At 55.2% G+C, this 22,802-nt stretch carries 18 protein-coding genes; 5 read left to right on the forward strand and 13 right to left on the reverse strand.

The features are described from left to right. Window positions 1-621 precede the first annotated feature (621 nt). The gene (locus RBH33_RS15985; protein WP_306733219.1) at window positions 622-1,929 is read right to left on the reverse strand and encodes a DUF2254 domain-containing protein; all 1,308 of its coding nucleotides are present in this window, start codon (window positions 1,927-1,929) and stop codon (window positions 622-624) included. A 418-nt stretch (window positions 1,930-2,347) separates the two neighbouring features. Between RBH33_RS15985 and RBH33_RS15990 the strand changes: the two genes are divergently transcribed. After that, on the forward strand, window positions 2,348-3,988 hold the full coding sequence (locus tag RBH33_RS15990) for a hypothetical protein (RefSeq protein ID WP_306733220.1): 1,641 nt from the start codon (window positions 2,348-2,350) through the stop codon (window positions 3,986-3,988). A gap of 107 nt (window positions 3,989-4,095) precedes the next feature. Here the strand turns inward: RBH33_RS15990 and RBH33_RS15995 are convergent, their stop codons facing one another. The 5 genes from RBH33_RS15995 to RBH33_RS16015 all read right to left on the reverse strand — a co-directional run bounded on the left by RBH33_RS15995 (window position 4,096) and on the right by RBH33_RS16015 (window position 8,105). After that, window positions 4,096-4,701 carry a flavin reductase family protein gene (locus RBH33_RS15995; protein ID WP_306733221.1) on the reverse strand — a complete coding sequence of 202 codons (606 nt, stop codon included), beginning with the start codon at window positions 4,699-4,701 and terminating at the stop codon, window positions 4,096-4,098. A 75-nt stretch (window positions 4,702-4,776) separates the two neighbouring features. Beyond that, window positions 4,777-5,160, reverse strand: coding sequence for a RidA family protein (locus RBH33_RS16000; RefSeq protein WP_306733222.1), 384 nt, complete (start codon window positions 5,158-5,160; stop codon window positions 4,777-4,779). Window positions 5,161-5,337: 177 nt separating this feature from the next. Then, complete coding sequence (locus tag RBH33_RS16005; RefSeq protein ID WP_306733223.1) at window positions 5,338-5,742, reverse strand: DUF3859 domain-containing protein; 405 nt, start codon at window positions 5,740-5,742, stop codon at window positions 5,338-5,340. Between the two features lie 172 nt (window positions 5,743-5,914). Further along, window positions 5,915-7,294 (reverse strand): APC family permease, encoded by a 1,380-nt coding sequence (locus tag RBH33_RS16010; protein ID WP_306733224.1) that lies wholly within the window; start codon window positions 7,292-7,294, stop codon window positions 5,915-5,917. Further along, window positions 7,278-8,105 (reverse strand): SAM-dependent methyltransferase, encoded by an 828-nt coding sequence (locus RBH33_RS16015; protein WP_306733225.1) that lies wholly within the window; start codon window positions 8,103-8,105, stop codon window positions 7,278-7,280. The genes RBH33_RS16010 and RBH33_RS16015 overlap by 17 nt, the downstream gene beginning before the upstream one ends. Window positions 8,106-8,358: 253 nt before the next feature. Here RBH33_RS16015 and RBH33_RS16020 point away from each other — a divergent pair, with 253 nt between their 5' ends. Together RBH33_RS16020 and RBH33_RS16025 are read left to right on the forward strand one after the other, a co-directional pair. Continuing rightward, a complete protein-coding gene (locus RBH33_RS16020; protein ID WP_306733226.1) occupies window positions 8,359-9,432 on the forward strand; it encodes a DUF21 domain-containing protein in 1,074 nt (357 codons plus the stop codon). Window positions 9,433-9,557: 125 nt separating this feature from the next. Next, window positions 9,558-10,466, forward strand: a complete 909-nt coding sequence (locus RBH33_RS16025; RefSeq protein WP_306733227.1) for a hypothetical protein — start codon at window positions 9,558-9,560, stop codon at window positions 10,464-10,466. Window positions 10,467-10,472: 6 nt separating this feature from the next. Here the strand turns inward: RBH33_RS16025 and RBH33_RS16030 are convergent, their stop codons facing one another. Further along, the gene (locus tag RBH33_RS16030) at window positions 10,473-10,874 is read right to left on the reverse strand and encodes an SMI1/KNR4 family protein (protein WP_306733228.1); all 402 of its coding nucleotides are present in this window, start codon (window positions 10,872-10,874) and stop codon (window positions 10,473-10,475) included. 157 nt (window positions 10,875-11,031) lie between these two features. Between RBH33_RS16030 and RBH33_RS16035 the strand changes: the two genes are divergently transcribed. Next, a complete protein-coding gene (locus RBH33_RS16035) occupies window positions 11,032-11,856 on the forward strand; it encodes a 3-keto-disaccharide hydrolase (protein ID WP_306733229.1) in 825 nt (274 codons plus the stop codon). Between the two features lie 171 nt (window positions 11,857-12,027). Here RBH33_RS16035 and RBH33_RS16040 read toward each other — a convergent pair whose 3' ends face one another. The 4 genes from RBH33_RS16040 to egtB all read right to left on the reverse strand — a co-directional run bounded on the left by RBH33_RS16040 (window position 12,028) and on the right by egtB (window position 18,911). After that, a complete protein-coding gene (locus tag RBH33_RS16040) occupies window positions 12,028-15,513 on the reverse strand; it encodes a HEAT repeat domain-containing protein (protein WP_306733230.1) in 3,486 nt (1,161 codons plus the stop codon). 282 nt (window positions 15,514-15,795) lie between these two features. Continuing rightward, a complete protein-coding gene (locus RBH33_RS16045) occupies window positions 15,796-16,575 on the reverse strand; it encodes a PhzF family phenazine biosynthesis protein (RefSeq protein ID WP_306733314.1) in 780 nt (259 codons plus the stop codon). Continuing rightward, window positions 16,568-17,548 (reverse strand): L-histidine N(alpha)-methyltransferase, encoded by a 981-nt coding sequence (gene egtD / locus RBH33_RS16050; protein WP_306733231.1) that lies wholly within the window; start codon window positions 17,546-17,548, stop codon window positions 16,568-16,570. The genes RBH33_RS16045 and egtD overlap by 8 nt, the downstream gene beginning before the upstream one ends. A gap of 97 nt (window positions 17,549-17,645) precedes the next feature. After that, window positions 17,646-18,911: an ergothioneine biosynthesis protein EgtB gene (egtB, locus tag RBH33_RS16055; RefSeq protein WP_306733232.1), complete on the reverse strand. Its 1,266-nt coding sequence runs from the start codon at window positions 18,909-18,911 to the stop codon at window positions 17,646-17,648. Between the two features lie 198 nt (window positions 18,912-19,109). Between egtB and RBH33_RS16060 the strand changes: the two genes are divergently transcribed. Continuing rightward, window positions 19,110-21,137 (forward strand): protein-L-isoaspartate(D-aspartate) O-methyltransferase, encoded by a 2,028-nt coding sequence (locus RBH33_RS16060; protein WP_306733233.1) that lies wholly within the window; start codon window positions 19,110-19,112, stop codon window positions 21,135-21,137. Between the two features lie 15 nt (window positions 21,138-21,152). On the opposite strand, the gene RBH33_RS16065 is transcribed toward RBH33_RS16060, so the two are convergent. Further along, window positions 21,153-21,518, reverse strand: a complete 366-nt coding sequence (locus tag RBH33_RS16065; protein WP_306733234.1) for a SpoIIAA family protein — start codon at window positions 21,516-21,518, stop codon at window positions 21,153-21,155. Window positions 21,519-22,306: 788 nt separating this feature from the next. Further along, window positions 22,307-22,780, reverse strand: a complete 474-nt coding sequence (locus RBH33_RS16070) for a copper chaperone PCu(A)C (RefSeq protein WP_306733235.1) — start codon at window positions 22,778-22,780, stop codon at window positions 22,307-22,309. Window positions 22,781-22,802: the final 22 nt, after the last annotated feature.

A 22,802-nucleotide genomic window follows, 5' to 3' on the forward strand; every position in this document is an offset into this window, starting at 1 on the left:
TGCTGAACTCCTATCAAGGCTTGGGAATACTCCGGCTGGCGAGTCTAATGCGGTGAATCCTTTCAGCTTCTTTAAAAAATAGAATAGAAAACCCAAAAGTACTGAAAGAAACCAAAAGCAATATGAGCACATAGGTAGAACCCGCTCCACTAATCACTCCTATGATCACAAGAAAAAACGCTGCTAAAGCTACGCTCCACAGCCGCATCACCCACCCTAAGGGCCGGTTTAACATGCCTCCGGGGTAATTCTTCATCAGTTTTGCGATTCTGAATAGCTGATTCATAGAGCACTTAACATTTGAATCGTGGTCACAGTGACCGATTGTCCCCTGACCGATATTTCTTTATTCGAATTGATCGAAACTACCCGGAAACCCAGGTGTGGTCAAGGCTTCCGGCGACATGGGGGTTTTGTCAGGAAAGTAAAAACGGTCGTAGTGCCTCATATCCCCGGTTTTCCCATTGCTCGGTAACTCACAGATATTTAAGGAAAAACCCAAGAATTTTGGGCGTAGCTCAGAAATCATGGTCGGGGTGACCGTTTTTCCCGCTTCTCACTACTGTGAGGTATAACGGGATTCGCTGTTTACTACTGATATCTGGCTGAGGTAATGCGTGGCTAATGCTCAATACGCTGCTTGTAGCAGTTCTGTATCCAATTCAGGTCTTCGGGTTCTTTGATATGGGCCTCTGCGGTGGCGAGTACGCGCCGGGCGTAGTCTTGGATCACGGCTCGTCGGCGGCGGGTGGCGCTGACGTTCATGAGGTCACCCAACACTTCCAGTAAGCGAAATAATATTGCCGGGTTGGCGCTGCCCCACTGGCGTAGTTGGTCAAAGCTCAAGCCCAACAGGTTTTCAAAGCTGGGGCGGGAGACGACTAAGCGCAGTTTATCGTCTACCATTCTTCTACGATGGGGAAAACACCGTCCGCTCAGTTCTGTCATGATTACGCTGATGCGATCCAGTGCCATGATGGCGTTGGTGGTGTCGTTGACGCCGGGTGAGAGTGCTTTCATGGCGACGTCGGCCATTTGGCGGATTCCGAACGCCGGGTCTTGCTGGATGGAGCGCTGTACGCCCAGTGAGAACGCGCTGGATACTTTTTTTATTAACTTTTCATCTGGGGTTGGTCCCGCTATCACTTCGGCCAAGGTCTTGCCCTGGGCAATGAAATCGCCCACGCAGTGGGGTACATAAATGACGGTGTCCAAGCTTTCGGCAATGTCGAGTAAACTCTCCAATTCAATGTGCTGTATGTACCCTGCTTTTTCGTTCGCTACTTTCAGTGTAGGGAATTCCGGCTCATCCTTAACTTCGGCGTCTTCATCATCCGGCACGCCCGCTTCCTGGGGATAAAGGCCAGCGATCACTGCCAGAGTTTCTGCTTCAATACCTTTTAGGATATTTTCCAGTTGGAGTGACTCGGCGATATGGTGAAAGAAGTAGACCAGGTACACCACGCTCACCAGGGCCGCCACAAAGCCTCCCATAATGGTTAACCCCGGCAGCTCGTCGCTGTCCCCACCCATCCCTCGCAATACGGCCAAGCAATAGGCATAGACGCCTAAAAACACGCCCAACACCGCTTGGTTTATTCGGTCACGCAAAAAGTTACGCAGCACCCGGGGGGAATACTGGGAGCTGGCCTGAGAAAGCACCAACAGAGTTAGGGAGAACACCACCCCTGCTACAGTCACCATGCTGGTGGCCACCGCTTGGAGCATGCCGCGAGCGCCTTCAATATCGGCTCCGGCCATGCCCAAGTCCAGCTCTAGTTCACTGTCCAGGTGCAGTAAGCCGTGGGCGGCAGCGACCATAGCGATCAATATCCCGATGGGCACCACCCACATGCTCGAGCGTAAGCGATCCAGCAGCACATCCATTTGAACCACTTTATTGATCTTCGTCCAGACGCCACTGCTCATCAATCCACTCCCTTTGGTTTCTGACGTGTAGATTACTGTCCTGGTGGCCGCTAAACGGATTCGTCGGCAGCGATTGCTTCCGGGTATATCATCTCCCTACCCAGCCTTCTTTGAGTCGCGCGGAATCCGAGAATTCACTGAACTGCCTCTTTAAGCAGTTTTTCGTTAAAACAATGTTTTGATCACCGGTCTTCTCACTATGAAGTTAAAAGGGTGCTATTGGCCCCATCATCACCATTAAGTATCCCTATATTGCTGGTCTAAATTTGAACAGCAATCCCTACAAATGTTAAGGTTTTTCAACAGTTGCGCCTTACGAATTTGGCGTGGAAAAATCTGCCCCGCCTTCAGGCAGGCAGCTCTCACCACTCCCTTGGCATCGGCTGAGGACACAGCATGGTTATAAAAAGGAGATCCCATGGCGAACCTATCCCTCTCTGCACTCGCGCGCTATTTGTTGCTCGCGCTTCTCACCTTGGGTTTAGTCGGCTGCGGCGGTAGCAGCGGTGATGGCGGCGACCCAGGCACCCAGCCTCCGCCCTCTAATGGCGGACCCGGTGATGACGACGACGATGACGATGATGATGATGACGATAACGGCGATGATTCCAGCGTGCAGCTGACCGAAGAGGAGCGCGTGATTGGCGCGGCGGTGATAGGTTTTCACCAAGCCGGCGTCGCTGGCTCCATGGCGCAGAGTGCGGCCACCACGCCCGCCGATCCTCCCAACGACAGCCCACCGCCTGCGGGAGCTGGTAAAACTTTGGCTACCGGTCAAGTGGACACCGTCATGGATTGCGCCAGTGAAGACGGCGAAGGCGCTGTGCGCATTGCCGAAGGCGGTGAACAACTGGATCGGCAGGCCATAGCCTTCCCCGAAAGCCATTTTTCCGGAAGCTTCCCGGACCATGGCACCGCCGATGATCATGTGGGCCGCGCTGACTGTGTTATGAACTACGAAGACGAAACCGTGTACCACTACGAAATGTCTTTTGACGTGGCCCAGGAAGAAGACATCGACGGGCAGCCCGGCCACCGCGCCGTGTTCGCACGCTCCGGCGGCTTTACCGGCCCCAACTTTGAGGACGCCCCAGACCTGGAGCAAGCGGGCGTGGCCAACTTCACCGTGGGCGAACAGGAAATGACTCTCAGCAGCCGGTTTCTGATTCACGCATGCGAAGGCTGTGTTAATGGAGACCTGAACGACTTTAGCGGTGACCCGATACGGGACACCACCAGCGTCAGTTTCCTCTCTATGGAGATAGATCACACAGGCGCGAGGGTCGAGACCCACCTGGGTGAAAGCCCTGAGTCTCTGTTCGCCATGATCACTCGCGCTGGCGTCAATGGCACCACGGAAGTCTCGATGGACGGCCTAATGCGCTTTGCAGACCACTCCACCGGCTGTGGCTTCGATGTGACCTACGCCACCAACTCTGACCTGGTGATTGCCGATTACGACAGCGATATGCCTACCATGTTGGGCGGTCAGCTGCAGGTTACCGACAATGACAGCGGCAATGTGTATGACGTGGAGTATCACGATAACGGCGAAGTGAGCGTTAGCCGCGACGGCACGCCCATTACCGTAGAACCCAGTGAGGACGCCATGGCGTGCGGTTTTGTCATGCCCGATGGCGAGCAGGAAGCGCCCAGTGAAGCACCCGAGCTAACGGGCACTTGGTTATCCGACTGCAACCAGCTGGATGAAGACCAATGGGGCAATGTCCTGTACCAATTCTCCGCCGACGGTTCGGCCGAGCAAACCGTGAACGTGTTCGACAATGACTCCTGCTCGGGCACCGCAGACCAGTCCATGGACTACGAGCTGAACTATGAAGTAGGCGACCACGTTCCCCAAAGCGGCAATGCGGATGCCTACGAAATCGATCTTACCGATCGAGTGGAAGTGCAATCCGGTAACTCCATGCCCACTATTTACGAGATTTACGGTATTAATGGCGACCGGCTATACTTTGGCGAGCCCCTGGCGGGGCCCGACCGGCCGGAATACCGGCCGGATGAGCTTGATCAGAGTTTTGGTTATACCCGGCAGTAACAGTACTTGCGCAATAAAAAAGGCGGACTTTTTAGTCCGCCTTTTTTTGGTCTCACTCTTTTTGGTCTCACTCTGGAACAACCAAACTCGTTAAAGCTGGGCAGCCTTCAGCTCGGCCTTCGAAGTGAAAAAATTTCACCTAGCGACGCATACTGCTCCCCTCCCAGACGCGCTAAGGGCTGGATTTTATCCGCCCCAGGTAGTCCGGTGCTCGGATCAATCAACTCATCGTTTATGAACGCGTGTTTAATTTCCGCGTAAATCACCGCTTGGGGTCCACCGCCTAAAAGATGAATGTCGTAACGCTGGCAGGCAAAGGCTATTGGGCAATCAGCCAAACGCGGCAGCCCGAACTCAGCGTCTTCTACCAATTGACTATCGATGCGCTCAAGCTCCGACTCGCCTGCGGGTAAAGCTCTAGCCGTTTCGTTTAGCTGCTTTGCTTGTGGAACGACCCCCAAGTGAATTACAAAACGCTCACGTTTTTCGATGTTGGACCAGGTATCTTTCTTACTGCCGTCGCGCTTGTGCCCCACCGAAAACATCACCAGTGCGGGATCACTGGCGATGGCATTAAAGTATGAAAAAGGTGCAAGGTTAAAGCTACCGCTATCGTTTTCACTCAACACCCAGGCGACCGGCCGAGGAATCACCGTATGCGTCATCAGTTTGTACACATCCGCCTTGGGTAAATTGATCATATCAACAATCATTGTCGCTCCCGAATCGCTTTCACCTAAGCCTAGCCCTTGTCGTGGCCGTAGGGCCCTTACGGCGCACCTACGTTGTTATGCATCTATCCGTGCAGTGACTTCGATTTCCAATTTCATTGCCTCGTCGAGCAAGCCTGCTATAAACACAGTCGCCGCTGGCTTGGCTTTGCCTAGGTACTTTCTGAATACCGGCCAACACGGCTCAAAGTCTAATTTGTTGGGGTAGATGTAATTAACCCTCACTATGTTATCGAGACTGCTGCCCGCCTCGATTAGAGCTTTCTCAATGTTTTTGAAACACTGGTCTGCCTGCTCAACGGGATTGTCTGAAATAGACATCGTTTCATAATTGTACCCGGTCGTGCCGGAGACAAATACGTAGTCGCCATCGACAACAGCGCGCGAATACCCTATTTTCTCTTCGAACTCGGACCCACTTGAAATGTGCTTTCGACTCACAACGTACCCCTTTAATGTAATAACTTTGATGTCAGCGCTTGTGATGTTCCATTAATTCAATGGACACCCATCACGTCACGCTGGGTTTGGCCTAGCATTTAAACATGGTCGTACTGGTTGTTTGGCCCCTGTGACCCGCTCTCACTCCATGCACCATCAATTAGGATGAGCAAAGGTTTAGTCGGCGGGCGAAGACTGGAGGATCAAATTGAACGTTTCATCAGCTACGATCTTGCCCTCGATCGCCAGAGTGATACGCCAGGCTCCCTGTTTGTTCTCTACCGGCTGCCAAATTGTATCACCAATAAAGAAGTTCCAATCGTTCTGCTTAATATACACCTCGCCATCAAACGGTGGCAGGGGCTTACCTTCTTCATCGGGAATTTCGGGGTGGTAGATGCAATAAGCCAGCTTTTTGTTCTTGGCTTTTTTGATATTAACGATATAGCCAAACTCGACGTCCAGCTCACAGGGAATATCGTGAGTCATCTTGATTAGGGTGGGCAGCTCCTTGGACTGATCGGTCCAGGGTGTATAAATACCCCAGCTGTTAAGCTTCACCTCTGGTTTCTTCTTGGCCATAAACGCCATCGTTGCCTGTCTTGAATTGAGGGCTATTATCTCCAATGGATAGGGGGTGATGCAATCTCGGCCGCCGCCGCTCGAAAACCGGTGTCCGCCATGATGACAACGCTGGATCCGGAATTCATGGTCTTGGCGATCATTTGTGCAGAGTTCTAGCGGTAGGATAAACTTACGGCGAAACACCCTTCGCCACGCCACTTCTATTGCGCATCAACAGCAAGGGCATGCCTCCAGCTAACACCAGCAACCCGATAAACGCGCCCGGCCCGGCGTACAGGGTGCTGGACCACAGTAGGCCAAGGCAAGTCACGGCGAACACCAAAGGGGTGAAGGGGTACAAAGGCACTCGGAAAGGTCGCGCACGGTCCGGGTGGCGGTGCCGCAGTATGAATACCGATCCGACCGTGAGTAGCATAAACAGCCAGAATACCGGCGCGGTGTAGGCCACCATGGTGCTAATGCCGTCGCCGGTCCAGGCGCCGAACACGATCAGCGCCAGGGTGATTGCGCCCTGAAGCATCAAGGCACTTCTAGGTGTGCCACCGCCCTCGTGCCAGGTAGCCAGCAGAGATAATTTAGGCACGTCTCGCCCCAGCGCGTAATAGACACGGGCGCCGGTTAGTATCGTAGCGTTAATGGTACTGAGCGCGGCTAGGCATACCATCAAGCTGAGTAACACGGCGCCCATAGGGCCAGCGACAATGCGCATCAATTCGGCGCCCACGGCGCTAGTTTCGCGTAGCCCGGCCAAGCCAAAAATGTGCAGGTACGCGAGATTCACCAGAACATAAACCGCACTGACCAGGGCAACCCCAATCAAGAGTACACGGCTTACTGTGCGGGCTGGATTGCGCAGCTCGCCAGACAGATAGGCTGCTTCATTCCAGCCGCCGTAGGTGAGCAGAACAAACACCATGCCCATCCCCAAAGCACCCGCCAGATTACCCAGCCCCGCATCCGCTGACGATTGCTCAAGTGGCCGTGCGGCACTCGGGTCTGCCAACAGCAGCCCACCGACGATAACGCTCAGCAAGGCCAATACGGTTACGGTGGTAAACAGAACTTGCAGTTTTTTTGAAGGATGCGTGCCCACCATATTCAAAATGGTCAGCGCAAGCACGGCGATAGCCGCGTGCAAGCCCGGCCCCCATGGCCCAAGGGGTAGCAAGTGCTGCGCGTATTCCCCATAGATAAACGCGGCGGCGGCGATGGAGCCCGTTTGAATGACCGTACCGCGCGCCCAGGCGAACAGCACGCTTACACCCGACCCCCAGGCGCGTTGTAGATAGTGGTATTCCCCACCGGCGTGCGGATAACTGGAGCCCAGCTCCGCATAGCAGAGTGCGCCCACCAAGGCGACCAAACCGCCGGCCACCCACAGGGCAATATACATGAATGGCGTTTCCACATGCTGGGCGACCAGCGGTGGAAAACCAAAGATGCCAATGCCGATGACGACACCCACCAGGACCGCAACGCCATCACTGGTGGTTAAGTTTTTTCCCGGCTGGGGCGATTTGTTGAGCATTGGCTTAGAGCCGTTGGGCATGCCATTCTCGCGCCTGATGGTGGCCCTCGGCGGCTTCAATGGAATCTTCGTTCACCATGCCCACGTACCGCTCACCTTCAACTGTGAAGCTCAGCTCCTCCCCTTGCAGTCGGCCGTCCTGAAGCTCCATGCGTCGGCCGTTGATGACCACTTCGCCACTCACGGTTTGATATTGCTGATGCAGAAAGACTGTGCCTTCCTCGCCTTCCGCCGTGGTAATTTTCCAACGCCCCGCGACCTTCGCCGGCACGGTCCACATAAGAATCCTGCGCCCGCTCACCCTATCCTCCTGATCCGGTTCCCAGTCGCCCATGTCAAAATCGTGCGACACCACTCGAGTACCGGGGGCCATGGTTTCCAAAATCACGGGCTTCAGGCGCCGGTTGACGCTTTGCAGTAAATACATGGTTAGCACCGTGGCATCGGAAAAGTCCTTTTCAAATAAGTCCCCCTCTTCGAAGGTAACCTGATCCTCCACTCCCGCCGCGCGAGCATTCTGGCGGGCTTCACTAACACGCTCTGGGTCCAGATCAATACCTAGCGCATTGCGTACACCATAATCCCTCGCAGCGGCAATCACTATGCGGCCGTCGCCTGAACCCAGGTCAACCAAAAAGTCGTCGGGCTGGACTTCCGCCATTTCCAGCATCCGGTCCACAACTTCTGGCGGCGTTGGCACATAGGGAACATCCAAGTTGGGGCGCTGGGCTCCCGCGGCGTAGGAAAACATCAGTAAAGTGGCCGCCAGGCACACTGGCAGGGTTAGCGCGCGTAACCGGGTCCGGTCACGTAAGGGGAGTAAGTGCCGCATTCGATGAGTCCTCCTTTCAATTCCGTTGACCGGAAAGTCCATTGGCGGAACGCTGTACGCGCTTTGATGCGCCCTGGGGCGTCGCCCCTAAAGTGATATTGCGGTGCTATTCATTTGGGAGTTTTTCCGCTCGGGTAAAGTTCCCCCTGGGTGCGCGGCTTCCTATGGATATACTCAATGGCAAGAATATGGCAAGGTCACAAAGCGCGCAATTAATGAAAATTCATACACCGGCACGACTTGGGGACCCGAGATGACGTTATTGACCTGGATTGGCATTTTCCTATGCCTCTCTCAATCGGCTATGCTATCTGGACTGAATTTGGGGATTTTTTCCTTGACCCGGTTAGAGCTACAAGTTGCCGCGCAAAGTGGCGATGAACGAGCCATTAAAATTCTCTCCCTCCGCAAGAATGCCAATTTGTGTCTGGTAACCATTCTTTGGGGCAATGTCGCCGTTAATGTGTTGTTGGCGTTGCTATCCGGCTCTGTATTAACGGGGGTTATGGCGTTTCTGTTTTCCACGGTAGTGATCACAATTTTTGCGGAGATATTGCCCCAATCTTACTGCAGCCGACACGCCTTGCGCGTTGCCTCGGTGTTTGTCCCGGTGCTCAAGCTTTATCAGATTGTTTTGTACCCAGTGGCCAAACCCACCGCCATGGTGCTCGATTGGTGGTTGGGCGGAGAGGGAATCAAGTTTTTCAAAGAAAAAGATATCCGTGAGATTTTGCGCTTACACATGCACTCTGAAAGCAGTGACATTGCCCGCATTGAAGGCCAGGGCGCACTGAATTTTTTGGACATCGACGACATCCCGATTACCGAGGAAGGTGAGCCTGTCTCTGAAGCCAGTGTGATAAGACTGAAGTTCGATCAGGGTCGGCCCATTTTTCCTCCCGTTGAGGCGGACACCCACAACACCTTTATCCAGAAGATCGCACTTCCCAATGTGAGTTGGATTGTGCTCATCGATGAGAACAACGAACCAGCCCTGTTGTTACGATCCGACGCTTTTATCCGCGCTGCCCTGTTTTCACCCAAGTCATTTAAACCGCAACGGTACTGCCACAGGCCGATCATTATTCGCGATAGCAATGCGAAACTGGGCAATGTCTTTCACCGTTTTGTGGTTCGCTCCAATAATGTGGAAGAGGACATTATTGAAAACGATGTCATCCTGCTGTGGAACGATAGCCCCCGAATTATTACCGGCACCGATATCCTCGGCCGGTTGTTGCGTGGCATCAGTCGCACACCGTCTGGCAAAACAACACAAGGGGAAGCGCCCTTACCTGTTGAGGGTACGTCGCCAGAAACTCCGTAGCGCATTACCACCAGGTCACGTACAATTTTCCGTCCTGAGAGCACCTTAGGGGCGTCCGCGAGCTGGTGAGGAATAATCGTCCAGCAGCGGGCCGGACCTTCCTTTCTTCATGGAGCTGCGAAGCAATGACTGCATGGACCAGTATTCTCATAGGCGCCGCCCTGTCGCTATTGAGTGGTGCAATGCCGCCTACGTCTGACACCAAATCACTCGACAAACAGCGCGACGAGTTACCGATGGACTCTATGTCCGGCGGTGATTTTCGAGCGTACATTTCCAAGCACATTCAGGAAGACGACCCTTGGGCGCAATCCATGCGCACGTTTGGCAGTTTTCACAATTTCATGCATGAACTCATGACGTCCATGGCTAGACACGGCGCCCTGGAGCGGGGTGACGACACAGTGCCGGAGTTTGAACACCGTATCTCTGGAGGAAAGTGGAGTACCTATCGCGAAGCCTTGCATAAGGCCGGGGAAGAATCCCTGTGGAGCGATTTGGTGGAGGTAACGGAGGTTATGCACGATCGTGTCCATCACGCCATGGTGCGCTCGGTGGTTTACGATCACGCATCGCGCGGCCGGGACGTCGATGTCGTGGATTACTTGCGCAACGAACCCATGCCCGCCGGCGAAGGCATTCCCTCAGACCAAACCCATCGATTTCCAATTATGAGCCTTGAGCAGTTTCGGGAAGTGTCCTGGAGCTACGAAGCCGAGCGCCGGCATTGGCATTCGGCCATGCAGCAAGGGCTGGTGTTTGCCCATATGCTGGATGATCTGTTAACTCAGTGGCTGGCCTATGGTGCGGACCATGCCGACAGTGCCTGCCGGCCCACCGAAGGCGCCTATCGCCAACGCGGCCTGGCTTGGCCGGCGTATGCCCAGAGCGTTGCAGACTGTGAAGACGCCGATTGGCGAGAGTTTGTGCAGGTGGCTGGCCTGATGCGGGATCGTGTTCATCATATGCTGCATCTGATGGCCAGCTACAGGGATTGGACGGTGCCAACGTCACTATCCCAACCCCTGCCTTAGTGTGGCTTAGCTGTACAACCACACCTCTCGGACCCACTGCCAGAAGTCGCTCCAGGTGCCCTCGGTCAGCTCGCCGTCCAGCCAGAGGGCGACTTCGCCGTCCGGGTTGATACAATAGTAACCCCCGTCGATTTCGCACACTGGCAGCAGATCGCGAGGCATACCCACATCCCAAGCCTGGGCGGCCACTTCAGGCAAATAGGTGTGTGAGAACGGATCGGCCGCGGTGACGGGCTCCAGGCTGCCGTAAACTACATCACTGCCGTGCAATAAAAATTGGCGAAGATCCAGCGGAATGGAGACCAACAGTTCCTCTTCTACCTCTACCAACCGGTCTTCATCCGGCAGTTCCAGAGGCACGGGTACTGGCTGATGGTGAGCGCGCAGCTTTTTGAGGGTTTCTTTCATGGCGGCGTTTCCAAAAAAAGGGCAGAAATACGAAACGGCGCAATGCTAGCCTTTCCCGCTCCGCGTGACAATCTCGGTCGATTGAACACTGCGCTTTAATCATCTATAAAACTGTTTTATAGTGTAAAAATTCCAATGATAAATAGAGAGAGATGCTATGTTGATATCGAGAGCGGCCCTCCTGGGCTCCCTGGCCCTGGTCGCAGCCTGCGGCACCACCGGCGCTTCCCAAAACGCCGATGAGAAAGCCTGGATCGACCTGTTCAACGGTCAGGACTTGGACGACTGGAGCATTAAGATCAGAGGCTCAGAGCTGGGCGAGAACACCCTGAACACCTTCCGCGTAGAGGATGGTCTTTTGCGAGTTAGCTACGACGAGTACGAGGAGTTCAACGACCGCTTCGGGCACATTTTCTACAATGAGCCTTTTTCGCACTACATTTTGGAAGTGGAATACCGCTTCTTAGACGAGCAAGTCAAAGGCGGAGCCGACTGGGCTTACCGCAACAACGGCATTATGTACCATGCCCAGGCGCCGGAAACCATGGGCTTATACCAGGACTTTCCCACCAGTGTTGAATACCAGATTCTGGGTGGCAGCGCTGAAGGTGAACGTTCCGACGCCAACCTTTGCACTCCGGGCACCCAGATAGTTAAACAAGGGCAACTGCGCACAGACCACTGCATTGAATCCGGTGGACCCACACACCGCGGTGACGGTTGGGTAACGCTGCGTCTTGAAGTGCACGGCAGCGAAATTGCCCGGCACATTGTCGACGGCGAAGTGGTAATGGAATACACCGATTTGCAGCTGACCGACGGCACCCCCCTGGAAGGCGGTTACATAGCGCTTCAAGCTGAAAGCCATCCCACGGACTTTCGCAGCGTTCGTCTAGTCAATCTGAAAGGCTGCATGGACGAAGACGCCAGCAACTACAAAAGTTATTTGGTTAAGCACGACGCGGCTGCCTGCCGCTACTGATAATCACGGCCATAGTACGCCCAAAGTACGGCCGCCACGAGCAACCCAAGCAAGCACCACTCGTACAATTATAAGCACAAAGTGCAAAGCAAAAAAAAAGCCCTGGAGTTTAAGCTCCGGGGCTTTTTTTTGCTCAGCTATTGGTTCTCGGCCAAGCGGATTTTACGGGTTTCAGTCTTCGGTCAGGGTGGTCATATACTCCACCAGATCCCGCAGTTGCGAGCGCGTCAGCAAATGCCCCATGGGCGGCATGCCTGAAGCGCGAGCTTCTACCTTAACTATGTCCGCCTTGCGCACCGTTTGCGGTTCACCTTCGCCGGGAATCAGCGTTTTGGTTGTCGGCGTTTCAGACTCGAAGAAACCTTCAACCTGACGACCACCGTCAAGGGTAACGGTAATCCGGCCATAGCCTGGAGCAATCCTCGCCGCCGGATCCACCAAGGCTTCCAGCAAGACTTCGCGCGTGAGCAGGTTACCGATATCGGTCAAGTCCGGGCCTACTTCGCTACCGCGATCGCCAACTAGGTGACAGCGAATGCATTGGGCGCTGTTATTGGTAAAGAATATACGTTGCCCGCTTTCCACATCGCCACCTTCGAGCGCCTCTTGGAACACTTCCATAGGATTGCTGCGGTCTTTGCTGGCTTCGTACTCTTCCACCAGAGCCAGCAACTTGGGCGCACCGCTTTCCTGAGCCGCAGTGACCACTTCCAACTGTACGGCCGGCGCCACTTGGCCGGCTTTCAACAAGCGCAATTGCTCAGCCAGTACGGCGTGGGCTTCCGGCGCGTTGATATTGGCCAGTGACATGATGGCTTCCTGTTGCTCACTGACGGAACCGGTGTCCAGCAAGACTTCATGCATCGCCACCATCTGGTCGGTCGGGAAGTCCAGATCAGGCAGCATGCGCAAAGCCGTGGTACGGACACTTTGAGACTGATCATTCAGAGCCGTGTGGACCACACGATCCATTTCCTCGTAACCCAACTGCTGCAAGGTTTCCAACGCAGCGGCCCGCACTTCGGCAGAGGCGTCCCGCTCCAGCACTTCAGCCAGGGTGGAAGCCGCTTCGGTAAAGCCCAACCGGCCCACCGCTGCAACGCTGGATGCGCGCACTTGTTCGTCCGGGTCTCTCAACAGCTCTTGATACACGGGTTGCAATGCCGCTTGTGCGTCGGCCAAGTCGTTTTGGACCGCGCCACGATAACGACCAGTGACCCGATCGAACGTGGACGACGAGGCCCAAACAGACAGCGCATCCAGGGCTTCAGCCCGCACCTCAGCCTGCGCCTCCTGATTGGCCGCAAACGTCCCTAAGCGTTGTGCGGCGTCAGCGGTACCTTCATACAGGTTGGCATTGATTACACGGCGCAACAGGGGTTCGCCGGTAAAAGGTGTTTCATTCAGCAAGGCGGCCAGCGCCGGAATGGCTTCCTTAACAAACACGTCGTCCGTGATGCCACGGGCGGCGTCGGTCACCACAAACTCGCTCTCATCCTGCAGGAAATTAACCAGCAGCGGGCTTTGCATGCGCAGCAACGCTACCACCGCAGCTGTGCGTACGGCTTCGGATTCATGGTCTGCCAAAGCCGCCATGGCTTTGGCGTCGCCGATACGTGACAGCGCGATGGCGCCAGCCTGACGCAGATAAATATCCTCATCGTTGTTGGCTTCAAGCATAGCGATTAAAGGCTCGACCGATTCCTTCGCACCAATACGCCCAAGGGCCTGAGCGGCAAAAAATTGTGGCCGCGCATCTGGGTCTGCCAACAGAGAGGTCAGTTCAAAGTGGGCACCTTCGTAGCGGGCATCGCCCAATACTTTGGCTGCCTGCGCGCGCACTTCGGCATCCAGATCGCCGAGCAGCGGCACCAACTGGCGCCCCACTTCGGGGTTTTGACGGGCCATCTGACCCAGACCCCATAGGGCGTGGATTCGGGCCAATTGTTGATTGCTCTGATCGATTACCGATTGCAGGCGTTCGGTCTCGCCGCGCGCCACCAGTTCAAACTGGGCTTTGCTACGTACACGCATATCCGCGTGGCCTAGCAGTTCCGCCAGGCGCTCGGCGCCGGTGTCTGAAAAGTCCGCTGCCAGCAGTTGACGGGTTTCTTCACGCAACTCAGCGCGGCGTTCGTCCTCATCTTCGGCGGTGAATTTCCAGATGCGCCCGCGCTCATTGCGGCCCCAGCCCTCAATCCAATCCGCACCGTAGAGAGCGCCATCGGGGCCAACATCCAGCCCTGTAACCTGTACCCCGCGCAATACCTGTTTATCTTCCGCAAGCTCAAACGAGGCTCCACTAGGCTGCAGAGTAAATGCGTTGATACCGGAGCGAGCCGCAGAACCCACAAAGGTAACCACAAAGAAATGATCATCCCACTCTGCGCTCAGAGCGGTGCCCGGGTTGTAAACCATACCGGTAGGCCCGGAGTGGTGCGGCGCTATAGGCGGCAGGATATGCGCGGCCTGGCCTTCAAAATGCGGCGTGTAGTAATTCTCATCCATCCACACTTTGTAGTCGTTGTTCTTCGGGTCTGAGTACTTGCCCAGCTGCCAGTTGATGCGCCAGCCGCTGTCCGAACCGTCGATCAAATAAGCAAGGCGCTCGGACTCACCGGGGTGATCGCCATCGTTATCTACGGTGATCAGATTGCCGTATTTATCGAACACAAATTCGTGGGTGTTGCGCACACCGGAGGCGAACACCTCAAAGTTGCTGCCATCAGGCTCGCTGCGCACAACCACGCCCTCGTTGGGGTAGTAGTGGTGCTTGCCACTTTCATCGACGTAATTGAAGCCAATGTCACCAATGGAGTAATAAATGAGGCCGTCGGGGCCCAGGGTCATGCCGGACATGCCATGGCCGCTAAACCCGATGTGTACACCGAAGCCGTCACTGAGGGCTTCTTTACGGTCAGCGATACCATCGCCCGTGGTGTCCTGAACACGCCAAGCGTGAGGGGCAACCGCCAGGAACAATTCGTCGCGCTGATTGTGGTAATAAATACCACCCAGCACGTCGGTGACTTCGTCGCTAAAATCGCGCAAAAAGAGTTCAGAGCGATCGGCCCGACCGCTACCGGTGGTGTCCTGAAGCATCCAAACTTCCTCGGCCACCACGGCCAGGTCCCGCCAATCGTGAGAGCCGTCTTTGTTGCGATCAGGGATGCGTTCGGCATTTTCGTCGCTGCGCTCAGGCGCCAGCTCGGTACGCAAGAAGTGTCGGCGGTCATCTACCGTCTCCCAGCTCATGGACTCAGGGACCCAGTCAAAATAACCGCGAATATCAAATTCCGAGTTGTTACTGCGCTTGGTAACGGCAGCCCAGATGCGACCCTGGTTGTCGACGTTGATCGCGACGGGATCGCCCAACAGTTTATCGGCGGCCCAGAGTTCACCACGCAGGCCGTCCGCCAAGTCCAGGCGGACCTCATTGAAAATGTCGGTTGCCGCTTTTTCGGCTTCAGCGTCGCTAATCTCGATTACTTCCGGCGCTTCTGGCCCGGCAACCGCTTCCCCGCCGGGGGCTCTTTCCGGGCTTTTGGTTACCGTCTCACCATCTCTGGAACAGCCGACGACACCGATTACCAGGCCCAACATCAGGACGCACAGAGCTTTAGACGCCCCAACACCGGTAAGAGTTTTCTTTATCATAGCTACCACACATCTCGTTATGTATTGATCTCCCCTTGAACTACCAAGGGTAGCCCAACTTGGGCTGGGAAGACCGAAAAAATCAATGGATTACCCGCCCTGGCGCGTAAACTTCGTCACCCGCGGACGGGCAGAAGTATATGCCATATTAAATATGATTTATATGGACAAAAATTGACCAGAGTCCATTCCTGTAGCCTTCAACCTGCTGTGGCGATGGATGCTATAACAACATTTATGCGCCAGTCGGCCACTTAACACTTCTTTGCACTTCTTTTGTGCCTACTGACCGCGAGAACACGGGTTCAACTTGGCGCGACCTCGAACCACCACATCCCCACCTCGGGTTTCCGTTTGAATATAGCCTCCTTGGGGAGACGCCTGCAGAAAGGTAAATCGACTCTCCCGGTACAGATTCCACAGAAAATGCGCAGCCTGAACACTGGCCGAACCCGTGGCCGCATCTTCCGCTGTTCCGTACTGGGGGGCGAAATAGCGCAGTTGGGCCAAACCGGGGCCCTGGCGATACACCAAAATCAGCGCCCGGCGGCTGTACTGGCACAGCCGCCGTAAGGCTGGCTGCACTTTCTTCAACGGTTGGGACAGCGCAAGTAGCGCGTAATCGCCGTGGCCTCCCGCATAACTTCCGGTATCGAAGGTGCCGTCCAACAAATGCCGCCACAGTTGTGGCTTAGGCACTGTGTGCTGGCGAAGGGGCTTGTCCCGATAGTAAGGACCCTGAACATCGTAGCCAAGCCAAACGGTTCCGGCGTCGGTTTGCAGATTCCAACCGCCTTGCTCCGGCACACCAAACATCTGCCGCGCTGCCTCGGCGATGGCCATATTGCCCGATCCGCAACGCAACACCGGCTGCCCCCGATGGGAAAAGTGTCCCCGCAAGTGCTCGGGGGAGCCGCTAAGCCGAATCAGGTTAGGCGCGTCCCGAAGCTCTGGCGACAAGTCCTCGAGCGCCGCCGCGTTCTTTGTATAAACGAGAGTATGCCTATTCCCCTGAGCACCAGGGCCATACAGGCTTTGCACATCGAACAACCGTTCAGGCATCACAATAAAGCAACGTCATAGAAAACATCGCGTCGTCGGCCAGCCACCAATTACGCGTTCGCCAGCCAGCGCGCTGAGCCAAAGCCTCAAACTCCGTCGGATTGTATTTGTAGGAGTTTTCAGTATGAATGGTTTCTCCACGTTCAAATGAAATTTCAACGCCCCTGAGAGAGACGCTTTGCGACCGGTTGCTGTGCAAATGCATTTCGACACGGCCTTCGTCTCGGTTGTACCAGGCACAGTGATCGAAGTCATCCAGGCAAAAATTCGCACCCAATTCACGATTGATGCGCGCGAGAATATTCTTGTTGAAGCGGGCCGTAACACCTTTAATGTCGTTGTACGCTCGGTGCAGGACCGACTCGCTTTTTTTGGTATCCACCCCCACCAACATGTAACTACCGGGCCCGAGTGTTTCACGAGCACTGGCCAGAAAATCCACCGCCTCATCGGGAATAAAATTACCAATGGTGGAACCGGGAAAGAAACCCATGGGGGTACAAGCCTGAGTATCGAGATCTAACGGTTTGGTGAAATCACCTTCAACGGCTTGGATCGAGAGCTCTGGAAAGTGGTGGGCGAGGGAGTCGCAGGCCGCTTGCAGGTGATCCCCCGAAATATCGATGGCGGTAAAGTGACGGATCGCATTCATAGATGTCAGTAAAGGTTTGATCTTGTGCAGAGAGCCCGCGCCAAACTCCACCACATTCAGTCCGGGCGACGCCTGCTCGCGAAAGACGTGATCCAATTCTTGCGCAACACGGGGCAACAAACGAAGTTCGGTACGGTATGGGTAGTACTCTTCGAGGTTACAAATCTCATCAAAGAAGCGCGAGCCCTGAGTATCGTAAAAATATTTTGGGGCTAGCGTCTTCTGCGCGCGACTTAACCCTTCAAGCACATCTCGAAGAAACTCGTCCACCACTTTGGGTGGTTCAGTCGCAGCGATCGCGCTGTGTGCACCTGTCAGCATAACAACTCCCTCGGTCGGTCGATTGAGCGGGAGGAAAGGATAGCTGGTGTGACGATTAGTCACCGCGTGGCTCGAGGAGCCAGCTATTATTTCCAGGTTATTCCGCTAACCGCAAGCCACTGAACTGCCAGCGTTGATGCGGATAAAAAAAGTTCCGGTAGCTGCTCCGCATCTGTTGTGCAGGCGTCACACAAGAACCGCCTCGAAGCACATACTGGTTGGCCATGAATTTTCCGTTGTACTCCGCCAATGCGCCGCCGGGCGCACTAAAGCCTGGATACGGCGAAAAGCTGCTCTGTGTCCATTCCCACACATCACCGTACAGTTGCGTTAACCCGTCGTGAGTTGACGCAGGACGCGGATGCCAGTGGTTGGCCTCGGAAAAATTTCCCTCCAGCGTGTATTCCTGCGCGGCGTATTCCCACTCAAACTCTGTAGGCAGTCGACACCCTGCCCAGCGGGCAAAGGCATCCGCTTCGTAAAAACTGATATGACACACAGGTGCTGCGGGGTTGAGCGGTGCCGGCCCGTTCAGCGTTAACACTCGCCAAGTTTCACCTTGGCGCTGCCAGTAGAGCGGCATCTGCCAGGCTTCATGCTGACACCGGGCCCAACCGTCGGAGAGCCACAGCTCCGGACGTTCGTAACCGCCATCGTTGATAAAGTCCAACCATTCGCCATTCGTCACTGGACTGTTACGCAAACGAAAGGGATGAATCAGCACTTGATGCCTAGGCTGTTCGCAATCATAGGAAAACCCTGCCTCAGGGTCGGCGCCCACCCAGACAATACCACCTTCAAATTCGCTAAAGCTTTGATTCGCTCCGGTGGCGCTCAAGGACGTACGCTCACTGTCAAGAAACGCATAGGGGTTAAGGGACAAGGCGTGTTTAATATCGGTGAGAATTAACTCCTGATGCTGCATTTCATGGTGCAGTCCGATCTCCACAGCACTGCTTACTGACTCACTGGGCTCCTCCAGCAAATCGTTCATGGCCTGATCCACATGGTCCCGATAGGCCAGCACTTCGCTCAGCGGCGGACGTGACAGCAAACCGCGCTGAGGCCTGGGGTGCCGTTGCCCCAGCGTTTCGTAATAGGAATTAAACAGATAAGCGTAAGAAGAATCGAACAACCGGTAGTCAGGGATGTGACCTTGAAGAAGAAAAGCTTCGAAAAACCAGGTGGTGTGAGCCAGGTGCCACTTGGTGGGGCTGGCATCGGGCATGGACTGCAACATCATGTCTTCATCGCTGAGCCCATCGGTGAGCTCAAGTGTGCGCTCCCTGACGCGTCGATATTCTTCCTGAAGAGAATCTTTGCTTCGACTACCGCGTATTTCAACTCCGGCATCAAGTAACATCGCTGCTTTCCTTTGTCGATTCTACGGAAGCACACAGTATCGCGCGGCAGAAGCTGTTATCGCAAGTCGCGATCGGAGATTGAAGTGCCTGGTTGGCTTATTCAATTTCAGCGTGGCGCAAAAATGTCGGTTCAAACTGGAACTAACCCGCAGGTGCGTGTCCCAATATTTGAGTCTGCCCTGGAAAAGGAGTCCTGCATGACCGACCCAAGCGCGATGAACGACGCCTATAACCGACAACGCGAAGCGATGGTGAACCAGCAAGTGGTTCAGCGCGGTATTCATTCGCCGCCTGTCATAGAAGCCCTACGTAAAGTTCCGCGTGAAGCGTTTATCTCTGACGCCTTGCGCGAGTTCGCCTACGACGACACACCGCTACCCATCGCGGAACGTCAAACGATCTCCCAGCCGTACATCGTCGCCTACATGTTGGATGCACTGCAGTTGCGCGAGGGGGGTCGCGTTCTGGAAATCGGTACCGGTTCCGGTTACGCGGCAGCGCTACTCGGCGAGATGGCAGACGAGGTGGTCACGCTTGAGCGATACAAGTCTTTGGCCGACGAGGCGCGCGACATTTTGCAAAGACTGGGTTATCGAAATGTCGACGTCATCCACAGTGACGGTACGCTCGGTTGGCCCGAGAAAGCGCCGTACGATGCTATTGTGGTGGCCGCCGCAGCACCGGAAATTCCCCAGCGCTTGAAGGAGCAATTAGCCATAGGCGGGCGCCTGGTAATTCCCGTAGGCGCCCACGATGGGCAATCGCTGCGCTGCCTGACTCGAACCAGTGAGCACGACTACCGGGAAGAGCATTTAACCAGCGTACGCTTTGTACCCCTAGTCGGTGAAGCCGGCTGGGCGGATCGCGAGGACACGTCCGCCAGCTCAAAGCCCGTAACCGCCAAAAAAATACCCGCTCGCAAAGCGCGCTCCGGCTCCACCAGCGAGTTAATCGCCGAGTGTGCCGAGCCTCTGGATGACGAAGGCGCACTGGATGCGCTGCTGGAGCGAATCGGGGATTCCCGCGTGGTGCTTATTGGTGAATCGAGTCACGGCACGTCGGAGTTTTATCGCTACCGTGCGCGCATTACTCAGGCGTTGATCGAACAAAAGGGGTTTGACCTGTTGGCCGTGGAAGCTGACTGGCCCGACGCCAGCCAAATTGATCACTATGTGCGTGATTTGCAGACCGAAGCTTCCCAGTGGACCGCGTTCTCGCGCTTTCCCACCTGGATGTGGCGCAATGAAGAAGTCCGTGAGTTTGTCGATTGGTTGCACGATCACAACAGCCGTATCACCGATCGCACTCAACGTGTCGGCTTTCATGGGCTGGACTTATACAGCTTGTTTACCTCCATCGATTCCGTGCTCGATTATCTTGAAGACGTAGACGCCGACGCGGCCCGTGATGCCAGAGAACGTTACAGCTGTTTAGCACCCTGGCGCACCGATCCCTCAGCCTACGGGCGAGCGGCGATTTCCGGCTCCTACCGTGAGTGCCGGGCGGACGTAGTGACGGCGCTAGTGGAACTGCTTAAAAAACGGATGGAATACAGCTCAATGGGTGGTACCCGCTATTTGGATGCCATGCAAAATGCCCGCTTGGTAGCCAACGCCGAGCGTTACTATTACAGCCTTTACGGGGGCAATGCCGAATCCTGGAACCTGCGCGATCAACACATGTTCGACACACTAAAGGTGTTGCTCACTTACCGGGGCGAAAACACCAAAGCCGTGGTGTGGGAACACAATTCCCACATCGGAGATGCCCGCGCCACCGACATGCGAGGACGCGGCCAGCTAAACCTGGGGCAACTGTGTCGGGAAGCCTACGGAAACGATGCCTACCTGATCGGCTTTGGAACCGACACGGGCACGGTAGCCGCTGCGGCTGACTGGGGCGAGCCTATGGAAGTCATGGACGTGCAACCATCCCTGGAAGGCAGTTGGGAGCGGCTGTGTCATGAGGCAAGAATTTCCGCTTTTCAATTGCCCTTGCGACATTCTCGCTCGCAAGTTTTGAACAAACGCCTGTTGGAACCACAGTTGGAACGCGCTATCGGTGTTATCTACCGGCCAGCCACCGAGCTTAGCAGTCATTATTTCAAAGCCCGACTGGCGCAACAGTTTGATGAATATATTTGGTTTGACCACACCACGGCGATAACGCCGTTAACCAGTAAAACGTTGGAGGGGACACCCGACACTTATCCGTTCGGGCTCTAAAAACCGACCACTGGGTCAATCTTGATTCACCCACTCCCGGGCGGTTTTAAGATCGTCAAAGGGAAAGTGTCTGATCTTCGCTGCGGTGAAATGATCGGCAAAGGTTTCCCCCAACTTACCCAGGGGCGAGTCCGTGACCAGGGCCACTCGCGCCACAATTTTGTGGTGGTCGCGCACAAACCGAAAATGCGTTTTCAGGGCACGCCAGGAATCCCAACCGGGAAAATGGCGGGTATTGATCACCACGCCACGCAGGGGGCCGCGGGCTTCAATATGCTGATCAATAATATTGGCGGCGTATTCGAAATCCGCGTCCGACAGAGGTCCATCCGGACGCAAAGTCGCCACCGCCAAGGTCTTATCCAGATCCACATGCAACACCTTCAATACCTCCTTTTGACGACGCAACACAATTTACGCGAACGCAGGATTCATAGGTTAGCACGAATGCAATTGCGCGGGGACTTCGTAAGCAAGCCCTCGGGCCGCGCAGGTTGAGTGTTCAGCAAACGTCGTAAACCCAGTCCCTACGCGCTCCCGGCGCTTCGGGACACTCCTCGTTTCCCTGCGAGTCGTCCATGGGGACTGCCTCAAAAGGTCCCTCTTTTGAGGCTTGCTGAACACTCAACCTGCACGCCCCCTTGCGTCAGGCCATCGTGCTCATTTCCAACCCTCACCCTATTGCCAGTGACAGCGGGGAGTCCAAGTTAAGAATGAGTTAGTTTCCGCTAGGAAGGCGCTTCCCAGGAGGCTTTTCGAAAAAGCCGTAAACCCAGTCCCTACGCGCTCCCGGCGCTTCGGGACACTCCTCGCTTCCCTGCGAGTCCTCCATGGGGGCTCTCCCAAAAGATCCCTCTTTTGAGAGTTTCGAAAAGCCTCCTGCGAATCGCCTTTGCAGCCCCAGCTAAGGTATTCTTACGCCCCAGAAATTCCTGCCATGACGGAGGCATACTGAAAAGAACCCCGTAGTTTGGGGCTGACAGGGACGTGCAGGGTGAGTGTTCAGCAAGCCTCAAAAGAGGGACCTTTTGAGGCAGTCCCCAGGGAGGGGTTTACGACGTTTGCTGAACACTCACCCTGCGCGGCCCGAGGACTTGCTTACGGAGCTGATTTGTTCCGGATAGTTGTGCGCGAAAGCGGGGTCCAGTTTAGGTCCGACGAGTTGGCGACTAATGATGATTGTGATGATTATCGTGACGCCGATCAAACACACTTTCCGCCACGGCATCCACGCTTAGTTGCGAACCGTCGTCAAAGGTCAACACCAACTCCACTGACTCACCGGTTTGAGGACGACGACGCAAATCGAGCAGCATGACGTGATAACCGCCCGGCTGAAAATGCTGGTGGCCTTGCGCCGGAATCTGCACTTTATCCTCACGGCGCATGCGCATCATGCCATCCACTTCGCTATGGCTGTGCAACTCCGCACGCTCGGCGATGGGGCTGCTCACAGAAACCAAAAAGCGTTCCTGGTCACGCTGGTTATGCACATGAAAATAGGCAGCGGTCAGATCGCGCCCCGGCATAGGGACCCGCACTTTGGCTTCACTGATGGCCACGCCCTGCGTCACCTTGGGCGCCTCGCCCGCTTGCACTACGGAGGCCATAACCACCATCATCACACACACAAAATACTTCACGTTGTCTCTCCTAACGGTTTTG

Source organism: Marinimicrobium hydrolyticum, from assembly GCF_030848505.1.
GTDB lineage: Bacteria > Pseudomonadota > Gammaproteobacteria > Pseudomonadales > Cellvibrionaceae > JAVDDU01.